The 23501-nt window shown below is 47.5% G+C and carries 16 protein-coding genes; 1 reads left to right on the forward strand and 15 read right to left on the reverse strand.

Annotated elements, in window-relative coordinates; genetic code table 11:
* Positions 1–759: 759 nt before the first annotated feature.
* The gene (locus tag NFR99_RS09960; RefSeq protein WP_251353531.1) at positions 760–2565 is read right to left on the reverse strand and encodes a hypothetical protein; all 1806 of its coding nucleotides are present in this window, start codon (positions 2563–2565) and stop codon (positions 760–762) included.
* 230 nt (positions 2566–2795) lie between these two features.
* On the opposite strand from NFR99_RS09960, the gene NFR99_RS09965 reads away from it, so the two are divergent.
* Complete coding sequence (locus tag NFR99_RS09965) at positions 2796–4094, forward strand: HlyC/CorC family transporter (protein ID WP_251353532.1); 1299 nt, start codon at positions 2796–2798, stop codon at positions 4092–4094.
* Positions 4095–4196: 102 nt separating this feature from the next.
* On the opposite strand, the gene NFR99_RS09970 is transcribed toward NFR99_RS09965, so the two are convergent.
* The 14 genes from NFR99_RS09970 to NFR99_RS10035 all read right to left on the reverse strand — a co-directional run bounded on the left by NFR99_RS09970 (position 4197) and on the right by NFR99_RS10035 (position 23164).
* The gene (locus NFR99_RS09970; RefSeq protein WP_251353533.1) at positions 4197–4955 is read right to left on the reverse strand and encodes a sigma-70 domain-containing protein; all 759 of its coding nucleotides are present in this window, start codon (positions 4953–4955) and stop codon (positions 4197–4199) included.
* The gene (locus NFR99_RS09975) at positions 4952–6205 is read right to left on the reverse strand and encodes a S41 family peptidase (protein ID WP_251353534.1); all 1254 of its coding nucleotides are present in this window, start codon (positions 6203–6205) and stop codon (positions 4952–4954) included. The genes NFR99_RS09970 and NFR99_RS09975 overlap by 4 nt, the downstream gene beginning before the upstream one ends.
* Positions 6206–6352: 147 nt before the next feature.
* A complete protein-coding gene (locus tag NFR99_RS09980) occupies positions 6353–7441 on the reverse strand; it encodes a PucR family transcriptional regulator (RefSeq protein ID WP_120484970.1) in 1089 nt (362 codons plus the stop codon).
* A 374-nt stretch (positions 7442–7815) separates the two neighbouring features.
* Positions 7816–9927 carry a glutamine synthetase III family protein gene (locus tag NFR99_RS09985; protein ID WP_135975152.1) on the reverse strand — a complete coding sequence of 704 codons (2112 nt, stop codon included), beginning with the start codon at positions 9925–9927 and terminating at the stop codon, positions 7816–7818.
* A gap of 111 nt (positions 9928–10038) precedes the next feature.
* Positions 10039–12150, reverse strand: coding sequence for a glutamine synthetase III family protein (locus tag NFR99_RS09990; RefSeq protein ID WP_135975150.1), 2112 nt, complete (start codon positions 12148–12150; stop codon positions 10039–10041).
* Positions 12151–12381: 231 nt separating this feature from the next.
* Positions 12382–13245 (reverse strand): class II fructose-1,6-bisphosphate aldolase, encoded by an 864-nt coding sequence (gene fba / locus NFR99_RS09995; protein WP_120484973.1) that lies wholly within the window; start codon positions 13243–13245, stop codon positions 12382–12384.
* A gap of 105 nt (positions 13246–13350) precedes the next feature.
* The gene (locus NFR99_RS10000) at positions 13351–14394 is read right to left on the reverse strand and encodes a galactose ABC transporter substrate-binding protein (RefSeq protein ID WP_120484974.1); all 1044 of its coding nucleotides are present in this window, start codon (positions 14392–14394) and stop codon (positions 13351–13353) included.
* 32 nt (positions 14395–14426) lie between these two features.
* Positions 14427–15374 carry a sugar ABC transporter substrate-binding protein gene (locus tag NFR99_RS10005; RefSeq protein ID WP_120484975.1) on the reverse strand — a complete coding sequence of 316 codons (948 nt, stop codon included), beginning with the start codon at positions 15372–15374 and terminating at the stop codon, positions 14427–14429.
* Complete coding sequence (locus NFR99_RS10010; RefSeq protein WP_251353535.1) at positions 15371–17167, reverse strand: cache domain-containing sensor histidine kinase; 1797 nt, start codon at positions 17165–17167, stop codon at positions 15371–15373. Before NFR99_RS10010 ends, NFR99_RS10005 begins: the two co-directional genes overlap by 4 nt.
* Positions 17151–18767, reverse strand: a complete 1617-nt coding sequence (locus NFR99_RS10015; RefSeq protein ID WP_120484977.1) for a response regulator — start codon at positions 18765–18767, stop codon at positions 17151–17153. Before NFR99_RS10015 ends, NFR99_RS10010 begins: the two co-directional genes overlap by 17 nt.
* A gap of 159 nt (positions 18768–18926) precedes the next feature.
* The gene (locus NFR99_RS10020; protein WP_120484978.1) at positions 18927–19202 is read right to left on the reverse strand and encodes a hypothetical protein; all 276 of its coding nucleotides are present in this window, start codon (positions 19200–19202) and stop codon (positions 18927–18929) included.
* A gap of 10 nt (positions 19203–19212) precedes the next feature.
* On the reverse strand, positions 19213–20283 hold the full coding sequence (locus tag NFR99_RS10025) for a galactose/methyl galactoside ABC transporter permease MglC (protein ID WP_251353536.1): 1071 nt from the start codon (positions 20281–20283) through the stop codon (positions 19213–19215).
* A 14-nt stretch (positions 20284–20297) separates the two neighbouring features.
* Entirely contained in the window at positions 20298–21797 is a 1500-nt protein-coding gene (locus NFR99_RS10030) for a sugar ABC transporter ATP-binding protein (RefSeq protein ID WP_120484980.1), read from the reverse strand.
* A 134-nt stretch (positions 21798–21931) separates the two neighbouring features.
* Entirely contained in the window at positions 21932–23164 is a 1233-nt protein-coding gene (locus tag NFR99_RS10035) for a galactose ABC transporter substrate-binding protein (protein WP_135975145.1), read from the reverse strand.
* Positions 23165–23501 lie beyond the last annotated feature (337 nt).

Below are 23501 nucleotides of genomic sequence, written 5' to 3' on the forward strand. Positions count from 1 at the left end.
CTGCTAAGAACGTCCCCTGAGTGTCCGCTTAGGGATATATGGCAGGTGCCCCGGCTGTGTGTCGGCTGGCGGCAGGGGAACTGTGGCTGCGTAGACTGTTCCGATTATAGCGAAACTACTGGAGACTGGCGTTATATGGGCGTATGGCTGTATGGAACTACCATGCTATAAGGCACGGCAAATGGCGCTGTTTATGCGCTTAACCGTAAGTATTGACGATTTATCGGGGAGTCCAGTACTTGCGTCGGGAGTCTGCATAGCTGACAGCTTTCGCAATATCAGCAGTCCTGCCACAAAAATAGTCCGCCTAGTTGTACAATTTCCGAGACGGGAACTTCCAGCAGTTTCGTTGCCGCCGAAACAGTCCACGCAGCCGTGCATCCCCGTAATGCCAGCCGTCACCCAGCCGGGAAGCCTGCCGCATATCCCTAGGCGGACACTCAGGAGACGCTTTTAGTGGAGGCGAAATCCACGCTTTACGGAGACTTATGCGCGAAGGCTCTCCTGAGCGTATTTAGTTGTAGTTAGCGGCTAGTTCGACGGAACGTTGTCCCCGTCCGTGTGGGATATGCGGCAGGCTTCCCGGCGTCCGGCATAAACATGGGGACTATCGGTTCCGTGACTATCTGGGGTAAGAGACAAACTCCCCGACAAACCGTAATTTACACGTAATCTCTCAGGTATTTTCTTCACCACATCAAAAAGGCCTGTACAGCTACAGGAAATCCTGTATCTGTACAGACCGACCGGGGAGCTGACTCAATCTAGCCATCTTCTCTTTCTTACTGTAATCCCAATTATCACAAACAATGCCGCAGCTCCGGCTGCTGCCGCCGGAAATGCATTGGTAGTATCGGATGTATTTGCCGCGGCCGCCACATAATTTCCTCCCGGACTGTTGTAGGTCTTCTCTGTGCTGCTATTGGTGGATGGGGCGTCGTTCTTCGATGGCGCGTTCCCGGCGGGACTGTTTCCATTGTTTGTACTATTATTTCCGCTGTTGCCGGGAGTTCCGCTTCCAATGCCGATTCCTGCTATCAGAGTACTTCCTGCCACGCTGAACGGGCTGAAGGAACTTGTCTCAAAACTCATCATATTTCCGTGGATTACCGGTTTAATCGTCTCTACGGAGCCGTCTGCCTTGTAATGGAAAACGGTAAATTCTCCGTCAATCTCTACATCCGGAACCGGCATGGTGACTGTTACCGTCTCTCCTTCCGGAAGGGTATATACGGAATCCGTATATAGGTTCCAGAGTGTCAGCTCATAGGGCACCAGTACTTTCAGCCCGTTTTCTTCTTTCTTGCCCACGTCTGTCAGCTTCACCCGGAACTGTACATACCAGGGAAGATTTCCGTATACGCTCACGCCAAGCTGTGTATGGTTATATGCTGCCGCCATCTCCTTCGCTGATTCCAGAAGCTGTCTCACATGATTCGGAACAGCCTGCTTTTCTGCCGCAGTCAATCCGTCATATGCCTGTGATACCGGAAGCAGGCTGCCCACATCCTCTCTGGAATGGATATTCAGGGCGATAATAGCGTCCGTAACCGTTTCTACAGCTTTCCTGCGTACTGGCTCCTTCTCTTCTTTTATTCCCTGCTCTACTCCGGATGCACCGTCATTCTTCTCTGTCTGGGCTGTTTCCGGCTGCTTTGTCTCTTCCGGTTTTTTCTCAGTTTCCGGAACTGTATCCGGTTTCTTGTCTGCTTCCGGAAGTTTTTCTGTCTCTTCCGGCTTCACTTCTGTCGCGGACGTTTCATCCGTCTCAGCTGTTTCTCCTTCTGTCGCGTTGGTTTCACCTGACTCTTCCGTATCTTTCTCTGTTCCCTCAGGATTTTTCTCTGTTTCTGTATTGTTATCCTCTTCCGTATTTTCTGTTTCGTCCGTTTCTTTATCGGATGAGGTAACCTTCTCCGTCTCGTCAGGAACAGCCGTCTCCCCTGTTTCCGTACTTACGGCCTCTTCCGTCTGCGCGGTTTCCTCATCTTTTCCGCCGCTTTCGCCTGTCTCGTCCTGTACTTCGTTTCCGGTTTCACTCTCCTCCATGCCCGGCTCCCCATCCTGCACGGCATCGCCTGCCACCAGCTCTTCATTCAGGTAAGTAGCTCCCCCTTCACCTGTGTATACACATCCTACGCCTTCCCCGCCTTTCACCTGCAGGGACACGCTGTCATCAAGCTTTAGGATACCTCTATTTGAAATTACTGTACTGCCATTACCAATTATTACAATATTATTAAGCGTCAGGCTGCCGCCCTCCTCTACCGCGAAAATCGGACCGTCAAGCTCTTCCGCAGCCTGCAGTGTAATCCCGTCATTTAGTGAATAGCTGCTCTCCCCTGTAATATAAATCGTGCCAGTCACTAAAATCGTTCCGCCTTCCGGCAGCAGCTTCTGCGCCTCATAGATAGAATCCAGCGGGCTTTCTGCCGTCATTCCGCTGTTCTCCCAGGAACCGTTCCCGCCGGCATAGGCAGTATATCCCTCTGCCCTGACCGGCATTGAAGCCAGCACCAATACGCCCGCCAAAGCCAGCGCCAGAGCTCTGTATCTTTTCCTCATGACCATTTTCCTCCTCCAGTTCTTTACAACCCTTTAAAACGACCTGTCTGATCTGTCTGTATACCAGGCAGTTATATAAAAGCTTTTTATCAGGGCTAATTATATCATAGTTCTGTCACATTTTACAACCCTTTATTACGTATATGTTAAGTTTTTTTTGCATTATTTTTGACTTCTTGCAATCATACATAAAATACGGTATATTGCTATCAAAAAGGAGATGATGATTTTTGGACGCAACGTCTGCGATACAATTTTTTATACTGATAATCCTGGTGCTTCTTTCCGCTTTTTTCTCTTCTGCGGAAACTTCCCTCACCACGGCAAACAAAATAAAACTTAAAGCACTGGCTGATGAAGGAGATAAACGGGCAAAAACCGTTCTGAAAGCAACGGAGGACTCCGGAAAGATGCTGAGCGCTATTCTAATAGGGAATAACATTGTAAACCTTTCTGCCGCCTCCCTGGTTACTACCCTGGCATTAAATCTCTGGGGAAGCGCCGCCATCGCCTTTGCCAGCGGGACGCTTACGATAATCATCCTAATCTTTGGTGAGATTACCCCCAAAACGCTCGCAACGATCCATTCTGACAAAATGGCACGCCTATACGCAGGCTCTATTTTATTCCTCATGAGAATACTGACACCTGCTATTTTCATTATCAATAAGCTGGCGTTTCTCGTACTCACGCTTCTGCGGGTGGATCCTTCTGCAAAGGCGCCTTCCATGACCGAGCATGAACTGCGTACTATCGTGGATGTAAGCCACGAGGACGGCGTAATTGAAAGTGAAGAACGGCAGATGATATACAATGTTTTTGACTTCGGGGACTCTCTGGCAAAAGATATCATGGTTCCCCGGGTAGATATGACCTTCCTTGATGTAGAAAGTACGTACGAAGAAATGCTGGACGTTTTCCGGCGTGAGAAATTCACAAGGCTTCCTGTATATGAGGGCAGCACGGACAATGTTATCGGCGTGCTTAATGTAAAAGACCTGCTGGTACATGACTCTTCCCGGGAATTTAACCTTCGCAGCCTGCTGCGGGAACCATATTTTACTTATGAATTTAAGAAAACCTCCGAACTAATGATGGAAATGCGGAAAGATTCCATTAATTTTACCATTGTACTGGATGAATACGGCGCTACCGCCGGATTGATTACTCTGGAAGATCTTCTTGAAGAAATCGTGGGTGAAATCCGGGATGAATATGACAAAGATGAAGAAGAATTAATCCGTGAAATCGGGGAACGGGAATATATTGTAGAGGGTTCTCTGAAATTAGACGATTTAAACAATGCCCTGGGCCTTACGCTGGATTCCGAAGATTATGATTCTGTCGGGGGGTACGTCATTGAACGTTTAGACCACCTGCCCCATGCCGGGGAATTTATTGTGGATGGACACGATATCCGCATGGTCGTAGATACTGTAGACAAAAACCGGATTGATAAAGTTCATCTCTATCTCCCGGAAATCCAAGACGCCCCCCTGGACGAAGATAGTTCTTCTCTAAAAGATTAAAGCTTCTGCCCAGAGAAATACCTCACAAAAGGCGGCAAAATAATTTAAAAAGCTTCCTGACACAGAATAATCTGCCGTGCAGGGAGCTTTTTCTTTTCATGATTATCCGACTTCTATTCCATCCCCCGCCATCCTGAGGATATCACGTATTTCTTCCAGCGGCATTTCCAGGTACACTGACAGCTCTTCCATCGAAACCTTACGTCCCAGATCGCGGGACAGGTTCCGCACCGCCTCCCCCAAATGATTCACCCTCTCAGCGATTTTCTTATCCATATCTTTCCATCCCTGCTGCTCCGCCAGCGCTTCTTCCATCGCCCGGCTCACAGCCTGATAAAGAAACTCTCTGTATGCCTGCAGGTTATCCATGACCTCCAGCCTGCCAAGAGCCAGTACCAGCGCCATATTTCCCTCCTGGATTAAATCGCTAACCGGAAGCCCGCCGTAAGCATACGTGTGGGATATCTCACACACCATGTTCAAGTAAAGCTCAGCCAGCTTTTCCCTTGCCGCCCCATCCCCGGCTGCCGCCAAAAGGAAAAGCTTTTCTTCCTCCGCATCCGGTACCCGGAAAATTCCCTGCAAATCCGCCAGATACATTTCCATGCAGGCATCCTCCGTCAGACTTGCATCCCCGCGGGAGCCGGGGGCTGCGGCCTCCCCGCCGCCTTTTGGTTCATAGCCCTGTACTTCTATCTTCTGACCTGCCAGATATTCATAAATCATGGAAAGCTGCTCTTCCTTTAAATGCGCGTTAGAGAAAAATTCATTAATCTCTTCTACCGTCAGGCAGTTTCCTTTTTTATCTGCAAGCTCCTTGATTTCACTCAGCATTTCTCTAAAAATTATCTTCTCCGTCATTGTCCTTCTCCTGTCTGTCCCAAAATTTCTATTGCTTTCTGAAGCTGGTTATCTTCTGATTTTTCTATCGTGACCTTCTGTTTTAAAGCTTCATCCAGTTCTACTTCTACATCCGGCTCAATCCCCACCTGATGAATGTCATTCCCTTTCGGTGTAAAATATTTTGCCACCGTTAGTTTAATTCCCGTCCCGTCGTTCAGGCTGATAATCCGCTGCACAATGCCTTTCCCAAAGGTCTTTGTTCCCACCAGGGTTCCGATGCCGTAGTCTTTTACTGCTCCTGCAAAGATTTCTGACGCGCTGGCGCTGTTGCCGTTTACCAGAACTGCCAGCGGCTTTTTAAATTCATGGCTTCCGTCTGATTTATACTCTGTTCGGTTCCCGTTTTTATCCTCTGTATACACAATCAATCCCTTGGGAAGAATCTGCTCCAGCATATTGCACACCGTCCCCAAAACGCCCCCCGGATTGTTCCGCAAGTCAATAATCAGTTTTTCCATACCCTGTTCTTCCAAATCATCCAGAGCATTGCTAAACTGCGCCTCCGTCACGGTATCAAACTCCACGATTTCAATATAGCCTATTTTACCGTCCAGCATCTCATACTCTACCGTAGGTACTTCAATAGGCGCTCTTGGCACATCAAAGGACAGGTAATCTTCCTCACCCTCCCGGGCTACTTCAATCTTCACCGTATCCCCCGGCTCCGTCTTAATCATGGATACCACTTCTGTTAAATCCATTCCTGTCACCTGCGTATCATTCACAGAATACAGGACATCCCCAGGCAGCAGGCCGGATTCTGCCGACGGCGTCCCTTCATAACAGCGCACAATCACCACCATTCCCGTGGTACGATTCTGGGTCATTACCGCTCCTATCCCATTGTAAGCGCCGCTGCTGGCTTCCTCCGTCTTTTCCAACTCTTCCTTCGTATAATATGCCGCATACGTATCTCCCAGCCCCGCAACAAGTCCCTTGTACATCCAGCTTTCTACTTCTTCCCGGTCAATTTCATCCAAATAGTACTGGTTAATAATACTTTCTATATTCGCAAGCTTCCGCTCCACCCTTTCCTGATCGAGATACAATCCGTCAGAAGCTTGCGCTTCTGCCTCTTTCTGCGCCTTCAAAGCGGCGTTCTCCTGCTTAATCACCTCGCCTCTCGCAAAAAGAACGATGCCTGCTATCACCAGCATCGCACACAGCCCGCTCAGGAAACCTGTCTTAAATTTATCATTTCTCTCCATACTGCTAACTCCTTTGCTTTACTCTACTATATATCCTTTTTTTCATTTTATGCCTGCACAGCCAATCGAAATGCCACACGGAAAACCCTGTCCGCAGGGTAAAGAAACTGCCGCAGAACAGTCCCGGCCATTCTGCAGCAGCTTCCCTTAATAGTCCATGTTTTCCATATACTTCATGTACTTGACAACCATCAGGGCAATCTTAAACGTAATCGCATCCTCAAACACCCGCAAGTCCAGCCCCGTGCTTTTCTGCAGCTTATCCAGCCGGTACACCAGCGTATTCCTATGGATATAAAGCTGCCTCGAAGTCTCTGACACATTCAGGCTGTTCTCAAAGAACTTGTTAATCGTCGTCAGCGTCTCTTCGTCAAAATCGTCCGGCGATTTCCCATCAAAAATTTCGCGTATGAACATCTTGCACAGAGGAATTGGGAGCTGATAGATCAGGCGCCCTATCCCCAGGGAACTGTATGCGATGATATCCCTCTCATCAAAGAAAATCTTTCCTACATCCAGCGCCATCCTGGCCTCTTTGTAAGAGCGGGATACTTCTTTAATTTCATTCACAATCGTACCATACGCAATAGGGGATTCCCTGCGCTTTTCCTGCGGCAGGCATTCCAGGATACTCTGTGCCGCCTGGTTCATCTGGGCATAACCCTCTTCCGCCTCCAGCTCTTTGACTACAATAATACTTTTCTCGTCCACAGCAGTAACAAAATCACCGGGCTTATTTCCCAGAATCGTCCGCACACTCTCCAGCGATACCCCGTCTTTATCATGCTCAGTCTCCAAAAGAAATACCACACGCCGCACTTCCGTGCTGATATGGAGCTTTTTCGCCCTGTTATAAATATCCACCAGAAGCAAATTATCTAACAGCAAGTTCTTAATAAAGTTATCTTTATCAAAGCGTTCCTTATACGCCACCAAAAGGTTCTGTATCTGGAATGCCGCCATTTTCCCTACCATGTATGCATCATCGCTGCTTCCTTTTGCCAGCAGCACATACTCCAGCTGATTTTCATCAAATACCTTAAAAAATTGATTTCCCTGTACTGTCTGGCTCTCGGCCGGCGAATCAGCAAATGCGGCGATTGATGTCCCCAGCTCCTCTGTTTCGGGAAATGTTGCCGCCAAAACATTTCCTTCCAGATCAATAACGCTCAAGTCAATTCTTGAGATAGTTTTTATCCCTTCAAGCGTTGTCTGCAGAACTTGATTTGATATCATGACATTCCCTCTCTTTCATTTAGTTTTATCATTCCCTGTCATTGCACAAATCTTACAAAAACAAGTCGGTATCTATAGCCTTACAATACATTTTAATATAAAACCACAAAAAAAGAAAGGAAAAATTTCTGTTTTTTATGCATTTTTTATGCATTCTTTACATCATACACGCTCTTGCACGTTTTCCCTCCCCCGTTCATATTTTATTCATTTATCATTCAAAAAACTTTCATTTTACTCTCATTTTTTCTTCATTTGTAGCCTTTATACTAAGACTATCAAAGATGATATTTTATAGTATACTTTCGAATAAACTTTTTCATAATAATGCCAGACAGAAAACTGTCTGGCATCCTCCCTTTTCAGGGCATTTTTTATACTTCAAACAACAAATCCCCATATGACGGCATCGGCCACTCTTCTTTATCCACAAGCATCTCCAGTCTGTCTACCGGAGCACGCAGCTCTTCCATAGCAGCGCATACTTTCCTGTGATAGTATTCTGCCTGTTCCTTTCCTGCAGGCATTGCCGCCGCGGTGTCGGTCATCTCCTCCAGCTTCGCTAACGCCATTTTCGTCTCTGATAAAAGCTGCGTTGTCTCTCTGAGCAGATTCATGGGTACTGTCGCATCTGCCCCTGCCTGTTTGATTTCGTTCGCCGTTCCCGCCACATTTCTGGCAAAGCGCATAACCGCCGGAATAATATGCTTGCTGGCAATGTCAATCATCGACCTTGCCTCAATGTTAATGGCCTTTGCATAACCCTCGTACTGGATTTCGACACGGGACTCCAGCTCCGCCCTGGTAAATACGCCGAATTTTCCAAACAGTTCCACTGCCCTGTCTGTTACCAGCGCCGGAATCGCCTCCACCATAGACTTAATATTGGGCAGCCCTCTTCTCTCTGCTTCTGCTACCCATTCCTCGGAATAGCCGTTTCCGTTAAACACGATACGCTGATGCTTCACCGCCAGCTCTTTAATCAAGTCATGTACCGCCAGCTCAAAGTCCTCGGCTTTCTCCAGCACATCGCACACCTCAGAAAAAGCTTCCGCCACAATCGTATTGATTACCACATTGCACTCCGCCACCGAATCCCGGGAGCCTACCATACGGAACTCAAATTTATTTCCGGTAAATGCAAATGGAGACGTCCTGTTCCTGTCCGTAGCATCCTTTGTAAAATCAGGCAGAGTCTTTACGCCCGTATGAAGCCTCTCGCCCTTTAAACTATGAGTAGCCGTACCTGTGCTGATAAGCTGCGTCATCACATCCTGCAGCTGCTCCCCAAGAAATACGGAAATAATCGCAGGCGGCGCCTCATTTGCTCCCAGGCGATGGTCATTTCCTACATCTGCTGCAGATTCCCGCAGTAAATCCGCATGGCGGTCCACCGCCCGGAGAATGCACATGATAATCAGCAGAAACTGAAAATTTTCATGAGGGGTCTTTCCCGGCTCCAGCAGGTTAATGCCGTCATCCGTAGTCAGCGACCAGTTGTTATGCTTGCCTGAACCGTTCACTCCCGCGAAAGGTTTCTCATGGAGCAGACACTGCAGCCCATGCTCTTCGGCTACCCGTTTCAATGTCTCCATAATAATCTGGTTATGGTCGGCAGCCACATTGCACTGAACATAAATCGGCGCAACTTCATGCTGTGCCGGCGCCACCTCATTGTGCTGTGTCTTTGACGAGACGCCCAGTTTCCACAGTTCCCGGTTCACATCCCGCATAAAAGCTGCAATTTTCGGACGAATCACCCCAAAATAATGGTCATCCAGCTCCTGTCCCTTGGGAGGCATAGCTCCAAACAAGGTGCGCCCTGTGAAAATCAAATCTTTTCTCTTGAGATATTTCTTACGGTCTACGATAAAATATTCCTGCTCTACTCCCACAGATGGGGTCACCTTTCTCGACGTGGTATTTCCAAACAGGCGAATCAGGCGCAGGGACTGCTTCTGAACAGCCTCCATAGAACGCAGCAGCGGTGTTTTCTGATCCAGCGCATCCCCTGTGTAGGAACAAAACGCAGTTGGAATACAGAGAATCGCTCCGGCTTCATCCTCCCTAACAAATGCCGGGGAGGTACAGTCCCAGGCTGTATACCCCCTGGCTTCGAAAGTAGCACGCAGACCGCCGGACGGGAAAGAAGAGGCATCTGGCTCTCCCTTTATCAGCTCTTTTCCGGAAAACTCCAGAAGTACGCTTCCTTCCTTGTCCGGTGCGGTAATAAACGCGTCATGTTTCTCTGCGGTAAAGCCTGTCAGTGGCTGGAACCAGTGGGTGTAATGGGTCGCGCCCATTTCCACCGCCCAGTCTTTCATCACGCCCGCCACTACTTCTGCGGTCATAGGGTCCAGTTCTTTTCCGTCATCTATCGTCTTATGCAGTTCCTTATACACTTTTTTAGGCAGACGCTCCCTCATAATCTTATCATTGAACACATTCTGCCCGAAAAGTTCCGCCACATTCATCTTATCGCTCATCTTAACCTCCACGATTCACATACCTCTGTCACTTTGTCATAGGCATAATACCGCAAATCTTCCGAAAAAGCAAGCAAACCTTAGCAGAACTGTTCACACCTGAATCTGCTTTCATACTTCAAACAGCAAATCCCCGTAAGAAGGCATCGGCCATACCTCTTTATCCACCAGCATTTCCAATTTGTCAACCGGTGTGCGGAGCTCTGTCATGGCAGGCATGATTACCTCATGGAAAAATGCTGCCTGAGCTGCTCCTTCCTCTTTCTGCGCTGCTTCTGCATCTAGTTGTACCAATTTCCCCAGCGCCGCTTTCGTTTCTTCCAGCAATGTACTTACCTCGCACAGCAGCTCTGCCTGAACCGTTGCCCTTGCTCCTGCTGCCGTCACAGAGTTTACGGTATCCGCCAGTTTTTTTGTATAAGATATCACTGCCGGGATAATCTGTTTTCCGGCTACATCAATCATCGTCTTTGCCTCAATATTGATGGCCTTTGCGTAGTTTTCATATTTAATCTCCACGCGTGACTCCAGCTCTGCCTTCGTAAACACCCCAAAACGCCCAAACACTTCTATTGCCTTTTCACTGACAAGCGCCGGAATCGCCTCTACCATGGATTTGATATTCGGAAGCCCTCTTCTCTCTGCCTCCGCTACCCATTCATCCGAGTAGCCGTTTCCGTTAAATACCACGCGCTGATGATCCGTTGCCTGCTTTTTAATCAGATCATGCACTGCCATATCAAAATCATCTGCCTTTTCCAGAATATCACAAGCATCTGCAAATGCCTCCGCCACAATCGTATTCAGTACAATGTTCGGCCCTGCAATGGAATCTCTGGAACCTACCATACGGAACTCAAATTTGTTACCTGTGAATGCAAAGGGGGAAGTCCTGTTCCTGTCCGTAGCATCTTTTGCAAGGCTGGGGAGTGTCTTAACCCCTGTCTCCAGTACGCCTCCCTTTAAACTGTGGGTCGCCATCCCGGTGCTGATAAGCTGCTCCAGCACATCTTCAAGCTGCTCGCCCAGGAACACCGAAATAATGGCCGGCGGCGCTTCATTTGCTCCCAGCCTGTGGTCATTTCCAGGATCTGCCGCAGATTCACGCAGCAAATCCGCATGTTTATCCACGGCTTTCAGAATGCAGGTCAGAACCAGGAGGAACTGTATATTCTCATGAGGGGTTTTCCCCGGATCAAGCAAATTAATACCGTCATCCGTAGTAATTGACCAGTTGTTGTGCTTCCCGGAACCGTTTACTCCCGCAAAAGGCTTTTCGTGAAGCAGGCACTGCAGACCATGCTGGCAGGCTGTCTTTTTTAAAGTTTTCATAACCACCTGGTTGTGGTCTACCGCGATATTTGCCTCCGCATACACCGGAGCCAGTTCATGCTGCGCCGGAGCCACCTCATTGTGCTGCGTCTTTGCGGACACGCCCAGCTTCCACAGTTCCTCGTTTACATCTTTCATAAAAGAAGCGATACGCTGGCGGATCGTTCCGAAATAGTGATCGTCCAGCTCCTGTCCTTTCGGCGGCATAGCCCCAAACAAGGTACGCCCTGAAAAAATCAAATCCTTCCTCTGCAAGTATTTCTGCTTATCCACCAGAAAATACTCCTGCTCCGGCCCTACCGACGGGGTTACCTTTCTCGATGTCGTATTCCCAAACAGGCGCAGCAGCCGGAGAGCCTGTTCATTAATCGCCTCCATAGACCGCAGCAACGGGGTTTTCTGATCCAGCGCCTCCCCTGTATAAGAACAGAACGCTGTCGGGATGCACAGAATCGCGCCTGCCGCATCCTCCCTCACATATGCCGGGGAAGTGCAGTCCCAGGCTGTATATCCCCTTGCCTCAAACGTAGCCCTCAATCCCCCCGACGGAAACGAGGACGCATCCGGCTCGCCTTTAATCAGCTCTTTGCCCGAAAACTCCATCAATACCGTTCCGTCCTCCCCCGGCGCCGTAATAAACGAATCATGTTTCTCGGCTGTCATACCCGTAAGCGGCTGAAAAATATGGGTGTAATGGGTTGCCCCCTTCTCTACTGCCCAGTTCTTCATAGCTTCTGCCACCACGTCCGCCGCCACGGGATCCAGCTCCTTGCCTTCCTTAATCGTCTTTTTCAATTCTTTATAAACTTTTTTCGGCAGACGCTCCTGCATCACCTTGTCATTAAACACATTTTCACCAAAAATCGCTGCTGCATTCACTTTTTCACTCATATCTCCTCATCCTTTCTTTGTCAGCCACGCACAAAAGGGCGCTCCACCTGCGGTGGAACGCCCTCGTTCGCCTGTATTATTGTCAGATTTAAAATCTGTATATAAGATACTCTACTTTAGGGGAAAATGCAAGCACTAATTTCAGAACAATGAATTCTCTGAAACCGCAATTCTCCAGTATAGAAAAAACCGCGCCCCTTCCGGACGCGGTTCTTTTGCAATTCTCTTAAATTAAGCTTTGTTAATGGAACCGAAGATTTCCATTTTCTCTTTCACGGTAGCTTTGATAGCATCAAAGCCCGGAGCCAGAAGTTTCCTCGGGTCAAAGCCCTTACCCTGCTGATCCTTGCCTGCCTCGATGTACTCGCGTGTAGCTGCTGCAAATGCAAGCTGGCACTCTGTATTTACATTAATCTTAGCTACGCCAAGGCTGATCGCTTTCTGAATCATATCTGTCGGGATACCTGTACCTCCATGAAGTACCAGAGGCATGTCCCCTGTCAGCTGCTGAACGGCATCCAGTGTCTCAAAGCTCAGCCCTTTCCAGTTTGCCGGATATTTTCCATGGATATTTCCGATACCTGCTGCCAGGAAATCGATTCCCAGGTCTGCAATTCTCTTGCACTCCTGTGGGTCTGCGCACTCGCCCATACCTACAACGCCGTCTTCCTCGCCGCCGATAGAACCAACCTCTGCTTCCAGAGACATTCCATGCTCTGCGCAGATTTCAACCAGCTTCTTGGTATTTGCTACGTTCTCGTCAATTGGGCTGTGAGAACCGTCATACATGATGGATGAGAATCCTGCTTCTACACATTTCAGGCATCCTTCATAGCTGCCGTGATCCAGATGCAGCGCTACCGGCACCGTAATGTTCAGCTCTTCCAGCATTCCGTTTACCATGCCTACAACTGTCTTGTATCCTGCCATATATTTGCCAGCGCCCTCAGATACACCAAGGATTACCGGAGAGTTATTCTCCTGTGCGGTGAGCAGGATTGCTTTTGTCCACTCCAGATTGTTGATGTTGAACTGACCTACTGCATAATGACCTGCTTTTGCTTTCTGCAACATTTCTTTTGCTGATACTAACATTTTATTTACCTCCGTTTGTTATGAAATACATATGTGCCTTGTACGCACTACGTTCTTCTGTATTATAACCCAACTTGCCGCAAAATGAAATAGCTAAATAGATATTTATTCCAAATCCTGTAGCATTTCAGCCGTCACAACCGTATGGGGCAGGCGGATATAAGTGTCCTCTTCCAGCTCAATATCATCCGGCAGGGGCGTCTGGAAATACAGAGAATACGCCAGCTCCATCATCCCTCTTGCCTGCCCTTCCGTATCATTTACGACCGTCCCTGCCAGGGTGCCTTCCCGCATGGCGTCCAGCGCCGCTTCGGTGCCGTCTACCCCCACTACGACAGGCATATAAGGCTTCCCTGATTCCTTCCACGCATCAATAGCCCCCAGCGCCATATCATCATTGTTCGCAAGCACCAGCTCAATCCTGTCCCCGAATTCTTCCAGCCACTGGTTCATCTTTGTCTGTGCCTGCGCGCGGCTCCAATTTGCTATCTCATTATCCAATTTTGTCAGGCGGATGCCCGCATTCGTAATCGTATTAACCGCATACTCTGTCCGTATCAATGCATCCTGGTGGCCTGCCTCTCCTTCCAGCATGACATACTGCAGCCTTCCGTCGCCGTTTTTGTCATAGGGAGCAATGCCCTGCTCTCCTGAGCACAAATCCACGACAATTTCTCCCTGCATAACTCCTGATTCGAGGGTTTTTACTCCTACGTAGTAAAGTTTTTCCCAGCGTTCCAAGTCTTCCCGCACCAGTTCCCGGTTGAAAAAAATAACAGGAATATCGGCATTTTTTGCCTTATCAATCACCATCGTCGTATCGGTGCGGTCCACCTGGTTTACCAGAAGGATGTCGCATCCATTATTGATAAGGCTTTCCACCTGGTCATTCTGGATATTCTGTTTTCCTCCCGCTCCCACTACCTCTACCGTAATGGTAACTCCCGTTTCCTGCTCTTTCTGCCTCGCCTCTTCTTTAAACTCTTCCACCAGCGTCCCGATAAACGTATCAAACTGGTCATACGTACAGATACCTATTTTCATGCTCTGGATAGGTTCCGCTGTCCCATCCCCAAAAATCCCTGAACATCCCGTAAGCAAAAACATTCCCCCTGCCGCCGCGATTCCACACAATTTTCTCCTTCCCATTCTCCTCTTCTCCCTCCTGTTTTGCTTACCTGTCACTGGATAATCGGGTACAAAAGCCTCTCATTTTCCGGATTGTGCAGAGTGGCGCCTGTAGCCTGATGAAAATCTATCTCCATAGCCTCATCTGCCACGCCTTTCCTTATTTTCTGTATCAGGGTGTCTGTCACTTCATATCCCATATTATACTCATTTTGAAATACAATCCCTTCGATATATCCCTGATCCAGCGCAAATACAATCTGTTCGCTGCTGCCAATTCCGTACAGCCTGATATCCGCCTCTGAATCACGGATAACCTTTTCTGTCATTTCCAGGCTCAAATCATCCAGAGCCACCAAAATATTCTCCTTTCCACTCTCCAATATACGGCTCATGGAATCCCTGCTTGGATAAAAGTTCTGCTCTATCTTCCGCCCCTCATCCGCACATCCTGCACGGAAACCATCCAAACGCTCTTTTAGACTGCTTTTATTTTCTCCCATAAGGACAATGCTGACAGGCACTTCCTTCGCCGTGCCCTCCGCTGCCTGGTGCGCCAATGCCTGCCCCATCTCGTAGGCATTTGCTTCCACGCAGGTAACAGCCTGGCTCCCCTCCACCTTATTTTCTGCCAGCACCACCGGAACCCTGTTCGAAATACTGCCAATATATTCTGCCATCCCGGAGCTGTCCGTGACTGCCGCTGCTATTCCCTGAGCGCCGTTCTCCAGCTCGCGGTCAATCTGTTCCATCTGCTCACGGCTGCTGCCCGATTCTGTTAGAACCACAAAATTCACAATGCCTCCGAAATCAGAAGCCGCCTGGTCTACTCCCTGTTTAAATGCTACCCATCTTTCCGCAGTACTCCCATAAACTACCACTGAAATATTTACCCGTTTCTGTACAATCTTTCTCTGTGTCATATAGAAATAAGATATAACAGCGAGAAGAAGCAGTATCCCGCCGATAATCCCCACTGCCAGCCAGTTTTTCTTTGTCACTGCTCTCTCCCCTCTCTTTCAAATGTTTTGGGGAGATGGATTCTTACCAGCGTCCCTTCATCCGGCTCGCTAATAATCTCCAGACCATAAGGTTCCCCAAAATAAAGGCGGATTCTCTGGTGTACATTCATAAGCCCCACACCGGAGCCTTTCTTACGGACACGCTTTCCGTCCGTGAGAAGATAGTCCACCACTTCCCGGGGCATCCCCGGTCCATTATCCAGCACATCTACCAGGATATCGCCGTCTTTCTCATACCCCCGCACCTTTATAATCCCATCTCCATCCATATACTCCATGCCATAATATATAGAATTCTCCAAAATCGGCTGGATAACAAGTTTAATCGTGCTGTACTGCTGGATTCCCGGCTCTATCTCCATCGTAAACTCAAACCGGTTTTTATAGCGCACTTTCTGAATATTCATGTAGTTCCTTGCATGCTCTGCTTCTTCTGCCAGCGTAATAATTGTCTTACCTTTACTGAGACTGATACGGAAAAGCCGTGAAAGCGCCGTTACCATGGAAATAGCCTCTTTATACTGTCCGCTCTCCACCATCCACACAATGGAATCCAGCGTATTATAAAGAAAATGCGGATTAATCTGTGACTGCAGGGCATCCAGCTCGCTTTTACGTTTTGCTTCCTGTTCCACCACAATATCTTCCATCAAGCATTGCATTTGTTCTACCATAGAGCGGAGCGTCCTCCCTAAATGCCGTATTTCCTGGGAACCATCCTCATAGATTTCGAGATTCAGATTCCCTTTCTCAAGCTCCCTGACCGACGCTTCCAGACGGCGGATCGGCGTCGCTATCCGTCCGGAAATAAAAATATTCAGCATCGCTATACACAAAATTGCAAAAACCACAATCAAGAAAACAAACAGCCGCATCTGCGTCAAATCCAGATAAAATTCATCTGTCGGAACCACATTGATAATTTTCCATCCGGTATACCCCACTGTTTTCACTGTAACGGAACGTTCGTTTCCTTCAAAATTTTCCCTATGGCTTCCATCCTCATACTTCGCAGCCTCCAGATTATTCTCTTTATTCAGGTTCGAATAAATAGCTCTCTGTCTGGGATGATAAATAATCTCCCCGGCTCCGTCTATCAGGTACGTATAACCCGCGCCGCCTGTATTTACTTTATCAAACAACTGCTCAATCCCGCTGTATGCCATGTCTACCAGGAGCACTCCTCTGCTGATTTCCCCGCCCCTGGTCAACTCCACGGTACGGCTCAGAGAAATCACCCAGGAATACCGTGAGGTACTGTCCGCAAAAATACTCTGCACATGAGGCGTGGAAAAATGCAGGTTTTCCATCTTTTCATTTGCTTTCTGAAACCAGCTCTGCGCCGTTATTTCTACGGAAGGCTTTAAACTGGCAATCGGCGTAGCCGCTACCAGGTTTCCCTCCTCGTCAAAGCACGCCAGACTCACCAAATCATCCCGGTTCGACTCATACATCAGATTCATTTCCCCGTCAAGCTTCTCCCCCCCTAAATCTACATTTTTGATGACGCAGTAATACATGGAATTGGAAAGCCTCATCATATTGCGCACACTGGTTTCCAGGTTCAGACTAACCTGATTCATCAACTGGATATTATTTCTGGCAATCAAATCCTCTGTACTGGAGCTAAACCTGCCATAAAGCAGGACCCCTGCAAAGCCCAGGGATATCACGGAAACGATTGTGAAGGATACAGCCGTAATGGAACTGATGCTCGCCGTCTGGTAACGCTCCTTTATATATTCCCAAATATTCCTAACCTTCTGTCTCATGATTCTCCATCTTACTCATTCTATATTTGGTGGGAGACATACCATATTGCTTCCGAAATACATAACTGAAATAATTCGGCTCGGTATACCCCACCTTCCCCGCTATCACATAGGTCTTATCCTGTGTATTATTCAGCAGCTCTAAAGCTGCTTCCATTCGGACATGGGTGAGATACATTACAAAACTCTGGCCTGTCTCCCTTTTGAAAATGGTTGAAAAATATGCTGCGCTCACATTCAGGTGCCCACAAAGCATTTCCACCGACAGGCTGCTTTCCGCATAATTTTCTTTGATAAACTGTTCCGCTTTGCCTGCCAGCAGCTTCGCAGAATCCGTCTGTTCCTGGCGGATAAGCGAGCGGAACTTCATACATACATGATACAGCCATTCCCCCAGAGAATCCAGGGAGTCAAACTTGGCAATCTGGCGGTAGAAATCCATATTTCCCCCAAATATTTCTTCCAAATCCAGATGATAAGAGCGTCCCAGTTTCAGAAACTCCGTCAGAAGCTCCATCAAGGCTACCTGATAGCGGTGGAGGGATATGTTGGAAGTCTTAAATCGGCTCATCATTTCATCCACTGACGCTTTGACTTCTTCCCTTGTTCCCAGCTTCACCGCCCGCATGACTTTCTGGATATCCTGGTCTTCAAGCACAAAATCTCTGTTGACCGCCGGCTGGATATCCCGGATATAAATTGCCTGGTTCGGCTCAAGCAGCACTCGGTAGTCCGCTGCATCTACTGCATTTTGATAGGATGCAGCCAGATTCCCCAAATGTGCCACTGCCTGTCCGACTCCGGCTGTCACATTGATTCCCAGCAGACGTTTTGCCGCTTTACAGACCTGATCTATTTCCTGTACCTGTTTGTTTAATTCTGCCATTCCATTTAAAAGCAGGATGGCCGCTACCATATCAAAATAAAGAAAACTGCGCACATCTGCCGATTTCTTCATATTTTCATCTACAATCTGCTTTAGGGACAGCTTTAGAAGGCTGCGGTTCTCCGTATCCAATGTTCCCATATCTGCACAAAATACTGTCACCGCATAATAAGGCGCGTTCAAGTTCACTTCATAAGAACTATTCATCTCCTCAATCAATTCGCCCGACAGCTTCCCCTCCATCAACCCGGCCATAAACTGCTCTTTCATGACCGGAAGGCTTTTCTGATAATACTCATAAAGCTTTTCATGGTTCCGTTTTTCATCAATCTCCGCATCCAGGTTCTTTTTTATCCGAAGAAATACATTTTCCAGTTCTTCCGAATCAATCGGCTTTAAAATATACTCTTCTACCTCCAGTTTAATTGCTTCACGGGCATATTCAAACTCATCAAATCCTGAAAAAATCACAATCCTAGTGTCCCGCTGTCTCTCCTTCAATTTGTGGCACAGAGTCAGCCCGTCCATAAAGGGCATCTTAATATCCGTCATTACCACGTCCGGCCGCAATTTCTCTGCCAGTTCCAAAGCTTCTTCTCCATTTTCGGCTGTAGCAATCACTTCAAATCCTATCTTTTCCCATTCTAACTTGCTGGCGATTGCCTGGCGCACCGCTTCTTCGTCATCTACCAGCATTACCCCATAAAGTGCCATCTATCCCCGCCTCCATTCTGCTTTCTCACTATATCGCCCGCCCGAAGGCAACCTGGCCCTGTTGCATAATCCACTTTGCTTTATTATGCAGAAAAGAAGAGCCGCCAATCGGCAGCTCCTCCGTTTTTACATATGTCTAAGAAGAAACCGCCTTTATGGCTATTCTTCTTCCTCATTTTCTTCCGAGGGTTCGAGCATTTCCTGAGACGAATCCGCTTTCTGAGGCATTGAAAGCTTATATCCTCCTATAATCCCGCCAATCAGCATTCCGCCTCCCACCAGAGCAAAGAATACCATAAACACAATCATCAGGATTTTGGTATTTCCGCTGCTGTCCGGTAAACCGGAACTCAATTTATAGGCCATATACAGCAAGTAAAACCCCGCCATAGAATAGATTGCCATCCTGCCCCTATTTCTCACTTTTTCGCTCATTTTCTACTCCTTATTTACGTACCAGATATTTTCTCATATCGATTGCACATGCTACCAGGATGATTCCACCCTTGAAGATGTACTGCAGGTTCTGGTCTACAGACAGGTAAGTCAGGGCAACGAAGATAATACGAAGGATGAATACACCCAACACGATACCACTGATTTTACCAGTACCACCTACGAAAGATACGCCACCGATAACGCAGGCCGCAATTGCATCACACTCCGCATTCAAACCGGTGCCTGCGGTATTGGAGCTGTTACGTGCAGAATCGATGAAACCTGTAATACCATACATAGCGCCTGCCAGAGTATGTACCATGATAGTTGTCTTGAATACGCTTACACCGGATACATTTGCAGCTTCCGGGTTGGAACCTACGGCAAACATATTTTTACCGAATGTAGTCTTATTCCAGATAAACCACATCACAATAACATAAATTACAGCATACCATACATAGTTCGGAATCGCAACGCCAAATAAGCTAATCTTGCTTCCTGTTACGAAGCCTACAAAACCTTTATCCAGACCGGACAGAGGCTGTCCGTTATTTCCATTTGTCATAAGGAATACAAGCAGGATACCGTATGTAATCAGCTGAGTAGCCAGCGTTACGATGAATGGATGCAGGTTATACTTTGCAACGAAGAATCCATTCACAAGTCCAATAATCGCTCCCACTGCCATAACGATCAGGATTACTACCGGAATCGGCAGAGCCGGGATATCCGGGAACATCTTATTCGGATAATCGGAAGCCTGCAGCAGAGCAGCCGTAATACATGCTGTCAAACCTACAACACGCCCTGCAGAAAGGTCTGTACCCGTCAATACAATACATCCGGCAATACCGAGTGCAATCGGGATACTTGCTGCCGAAAGGGTAACGATAGTTGCAACTGCAGAAACTGACATGAATTTCGGATTCTTAATCGCTGTAAAAATAATAGCAATAAGAATCAAAATGTACAGCAGGTTATTCAGCAAGGTCTCTTTAATAAAATTATTCTTATCCTTGCTGTCCATTGCCTGAAAATTGGCATAGCTTTCTTTCATATTTGTAATCGCTTTCACTAATCTCAGCCTCCTTATACATATTTTGCTGCAAGGGTCATGATTTCTTCCTGTGTCGTATTCTGGGCATCTACTTCGCCTGCCAGGCGTCCGCCCGACATAACAAGGATTCTGTCACAGATTCCAAGAAGCTCTGGCATTTCAGAGGAAACTACCATAACAACTTTTCCCTTATTTGCAAGATCCAGAATCAACTGGTAAATTTCATACTTTGCACCAACGTCAATACCTCGCGTCGGCTCATCCAACAGCAGAACTTCCGGCTCTGTAAGAAGCCATCTTCCCAAGATAACCTTCTGCTGGTTACCTCCTGACAGGGAGCGAATCTTCGTCTCCTGTGTCGGGGTCTTTGTACGCATGGCATCAATTGACCACTGCGTATCTACCCTCATAGACTTCTCACTCAGATAAATGCCCTTTTTCTTATGCTTCTTCAGGCTGGAAATAACCGTATTTTCACGGATATTCAAAATCCCAAAAATACCTGTCGCACGCCTTTCCTCTGTCAGAAGCGCAAATCCGTTTTTAATGGACTCCCGGGAATTCCGGTTGAAACATTCTTTGCCGTTCAGCTTAATTGTACCGGACTTCCTTGTGGCAACACCGAAAATATTTTCCAGCGTCTCCGTACGGCCGCTGCCGTCCAGTCCTGCCAGTCCTACGATTTCACCCTTGCGTACCTTAAAGGAAACGTCTTTCAGCAGTGAATATTGTGCGGTAAGGTTGTCAACTTCCAGTGAAACCTCACCCGGTTTGTTCGTCTTTGGCGGGAACTGGCTTGTCAGCTCTCGTCCTACCATCAGACGGATGATTTCATCCATCGTCATCTCGCTCGCCGGCCTGGTAGCTACCCATGTACCGTCGCGCATAACTGTGATATCATCTGAAATCCTGAGAATCTCCGCCATCTTATGGGAAATATAAATAATACCCACGCCGCGGTCTCTCAGCATATTTATAATTTTAAATAAGTGCTCTACCTCTTCTTCTGTAAGTGAAGAAGTCGGTTCATCAAACACGATTACTTTCGAATTAAATGAAACTGCTTTCGCAATCTCTACCATCTGACGTTGGGATACCGGCATTGTACTCATAATCCTTCTCGGATCAACCTCGACCTCCAGCTCCTCAAACAACGCTTTTGTGTCATTGTAAATCTTTTTCTCATTTACCATGACACCGCCAATCTTGGGATAACGCCCCAGCCAGATATTATCCATTACATTACGCTTCAGTGCCTGGTTCAGCTCCTGGTGAACCATTGCAACACCATTGTCTAATGCTTCTTTCGAGCTTTTGAAATTAATCTCTTTCCCTTCCAGATAAATTGATCCACTGTTCTTTGCATACATCCCAAACAGGCACTTCATCAATGTGGACTTCCCCGCGCCATTCTCACCCATCAGTGCATGAACCGTCCCCCGCCTTACGGTCAAGGAAACATTGTCCAGCGCTTTTACGCCCGGGAATTCCTTGCAGATATTTTTCATCTCCAGCAAAACATCATGCCCCATATCCTGACCTCCTGTCTTTTTATACTCAAGGAGACGGCCGCCAACCTGTGGACGGCCGCCTTCTTGTCTGTCTTACATCATGTTCATGATATTACACAGATGCATAAAACGCACCTTTTACTTTAACCGGGCTATTACTCAGCAGCGCCAGTGTAAATTCCGTAAGGAACATAAATCTTGTTTGCTACGTTTTCAGCGATTACGAATCTCTCTGTATCAACGTTCGCTACAACATCCTGTCCTGAACCTGCGTTTGCAACCAGGTCAGAGATACAGTCAGCCATACCCTGAGCATCCTGCATGATAGTACCTGTCATCTTGCCGTCAGCAATCAGAGCTTTTGCAGAATCTGTAGCATCTACACCGAATACCGGAATAACTTTTGCTCCCTCTTCGCCTGTATTGTAACCTTTTACAGCAAGAGCTGCGATAGCGCCCTCAGCCATACCGTCGTTGTTACAGATAACAAGCTCGATCATGTTTCCGCTTTCCTCGTTGAACTGGGAAAGGTTTGTGGTCATGTACTCCTGAGCTGCCTGTGTGCTCCATGCACCGTTCGGGTCAACCTGGAATTTGTCTGCGTTGTTTGCGTCAAAGTACTCAAGTTCCGGCTTACCTGCTTCTGTCAGGACTGCGTTCGCATCCTCAACACCGTACTGTGTACGAGCGATTGCCTCTACGTTACCCTGCTCGCCCATGAACATAGCGTAAGAAATCTTTCCGTCGCCGTTCAGGTCGATAGCGTCAAAGTTCTCTACAAGGTACTCACCGATCATCTTACCCTGCATATGGCCAGCTTCCGGAGCGTCTGTTCCTACGAATGCACATTTGTCATAGCTTCCAAGAACAGTTCCTTCGTTGTCTGCATCCTCAACTGCACGGTTGAAGAAGATAACCGGGATATCAGCGTCTTTTGCCATCTGAACGATCTGAGAAGAAACATCAACAGTACCGGATGTTACAACGTTAACTACCAGTACGTTTGCACCGGAAGCGATAGCTGTCTGGATCTGCTCGTTCTGTGTAGCCTGTGTGTTGTTTGAGTCATAGTCTGTGTACTTAACGCCAAGCTCATCAAGCTTGCTGTCCAGTGCTGTACGTACAGATGAGATGTAAGCATCACTGTATGTATAGTAGAACACTGCTACGTCTGCTGTTGATAAATCAACACCTGCATTATCAAGAGCCTCTGTTACATCCTGTGCCTCTGTTCCAGCCGGCGCCTCTGTTTCGTCGTTTGCTGCTTCTGTTTCTCCGCCTTCAGTTGCTGCCGGAGTAGCTGCTGTCTTGTCGTCGCTGCCGCATCCTGCTACCATAGCTGCTACCATAGCAGTTGCCAGCAATGCGCTGATTACTTTCTTTTTCATTTTTTAGTATCCTCCTGTTTAATTATTTTCTATGGGCACCTGCCCATACAGTTTCCTGCGAAAAAAGACATTTGCCCTCTTCCGCTTAAGCACATTATAACAGCTGTCCCGCTATAAAAACATACAAATTTCTTGGATTTTCTATCGAATTTATTAATTCCGGCAAAATTCTATTGCATTTTCTTGGTCAAAATGCCAGCTTTTCACTACTCTTTCTTCCCTGCCCTTCGAACAGCTTCGTGATTCTGTATAATTTTCCCTGCAAAACCAGGGCGTCTTTCATGCCGGGGGATTTTGTTCTCAGTGCCAGGCTGCCCGTTAATCATAATCATCAAAA

It is taken from the genome of Hominisplanchenecus murintestinalis (assembly GCF_943193015.1).
GTDB lineage: Bacteria > Bacillota > Clostridia > Lachnospirales > Lachnospiraceae > Hominisplanchenecus_A > Hominisplanchenecus_A murintestinalis.

Bases quoted from the DNA above. Each gene is read 5' to 3' on its own strand.
- NFR99_RS09960 (WP_251353531.1), bottom strand. From the start codon at position 2,565: ATGAGGAAAAGATACAGAGCTCTGGCGCTGGCTTTGGCGGGCGTATTG.
- NFR99_RS09970 (WP_251353533.1), bottom strand. From the start codon at position 4,955: ATGACGGAGAAGATAATTTTTAGAGAAATGCTGAGTGAAATCAAGGAG.
- NFR99_RS09975 (WP_251353534.1), bottom strand. From the start codon at position 6,205: ATGGAGAGAAATGATAAATTTAAGACAGGTTTCCTGAGCGGGCTGTGT.
- NFR99_RS09980 (WP_120484970.1), bottom strand. From the start codon at position 7,441: ATGATATCAAATCAAGTTCTGCAGACAACGCTTGAAGGGATAAAAACT.
- NFR99_RS09985 (WP_135975152.1), bottom strand. From the start codon at position 9,927: ATGAGCGATAAGATGAATGTGGCGGAACTTTTCGGGCAGAATGTGTTC.
- NFR99_RS09990 (WP_135975150.1), bottom strand. From the start codon at position 12,150: ATGAGTGAAAAAGTGAATGCAGCAGCGATTTTTGGTGAAAATGTGTTT.
- fba (WP_120484973.1), bottom strand. From the start codon at position 13,245: ATGTTAGTATCAGCAAAAGAAATGTTGCAGAAAGCAAAAGCAGGTCAT.
- NFR99_RS10000 (WP_120484974.1), bottom strand. From the start codon at position 14,394: ATGGGAAGGAGAAAATTGTGTGGAATCGCGGCGGCAGGGGGAATGTTT.
- NFR99_RS10010 (WP_251353535.1), bottom strand. From the start codon at position 17,167: ATGAGACAGAAGGTTAGGAATATTTGGGAATATATAAAGGAGCGTTAC.
- NFR99_RS10015 (WP_120484977.1), bottom strand. From the start codon at position 18,767: ATGGCACTTTATGGGGTAATGCTGGTAGATGACGAAGAAGCGGTGCGC.
- NFR99_RS10020 (WP_120484978.1), bottom strand. From the start codon at position 19,202: ATGAGCGAAAAAGTGAGAAATAGGGGCAGGATGGCAATCTATTCTATG.
- NFR99_RS10030 (WP_120484980.1), bottom strand. From the start codon at position 21,797: ATGGGGCATGATGTTTTGCTGGAGATGAAAAATATCTGCAAGGAATTC.
- NFR99_RS10035 (WP_135975145.1), bottom strand. From the start codon at position 23,164: ATGAAAAAGAAAGTAATCAGCGCATTGCTGGCAACTGCTATGGTAGCA.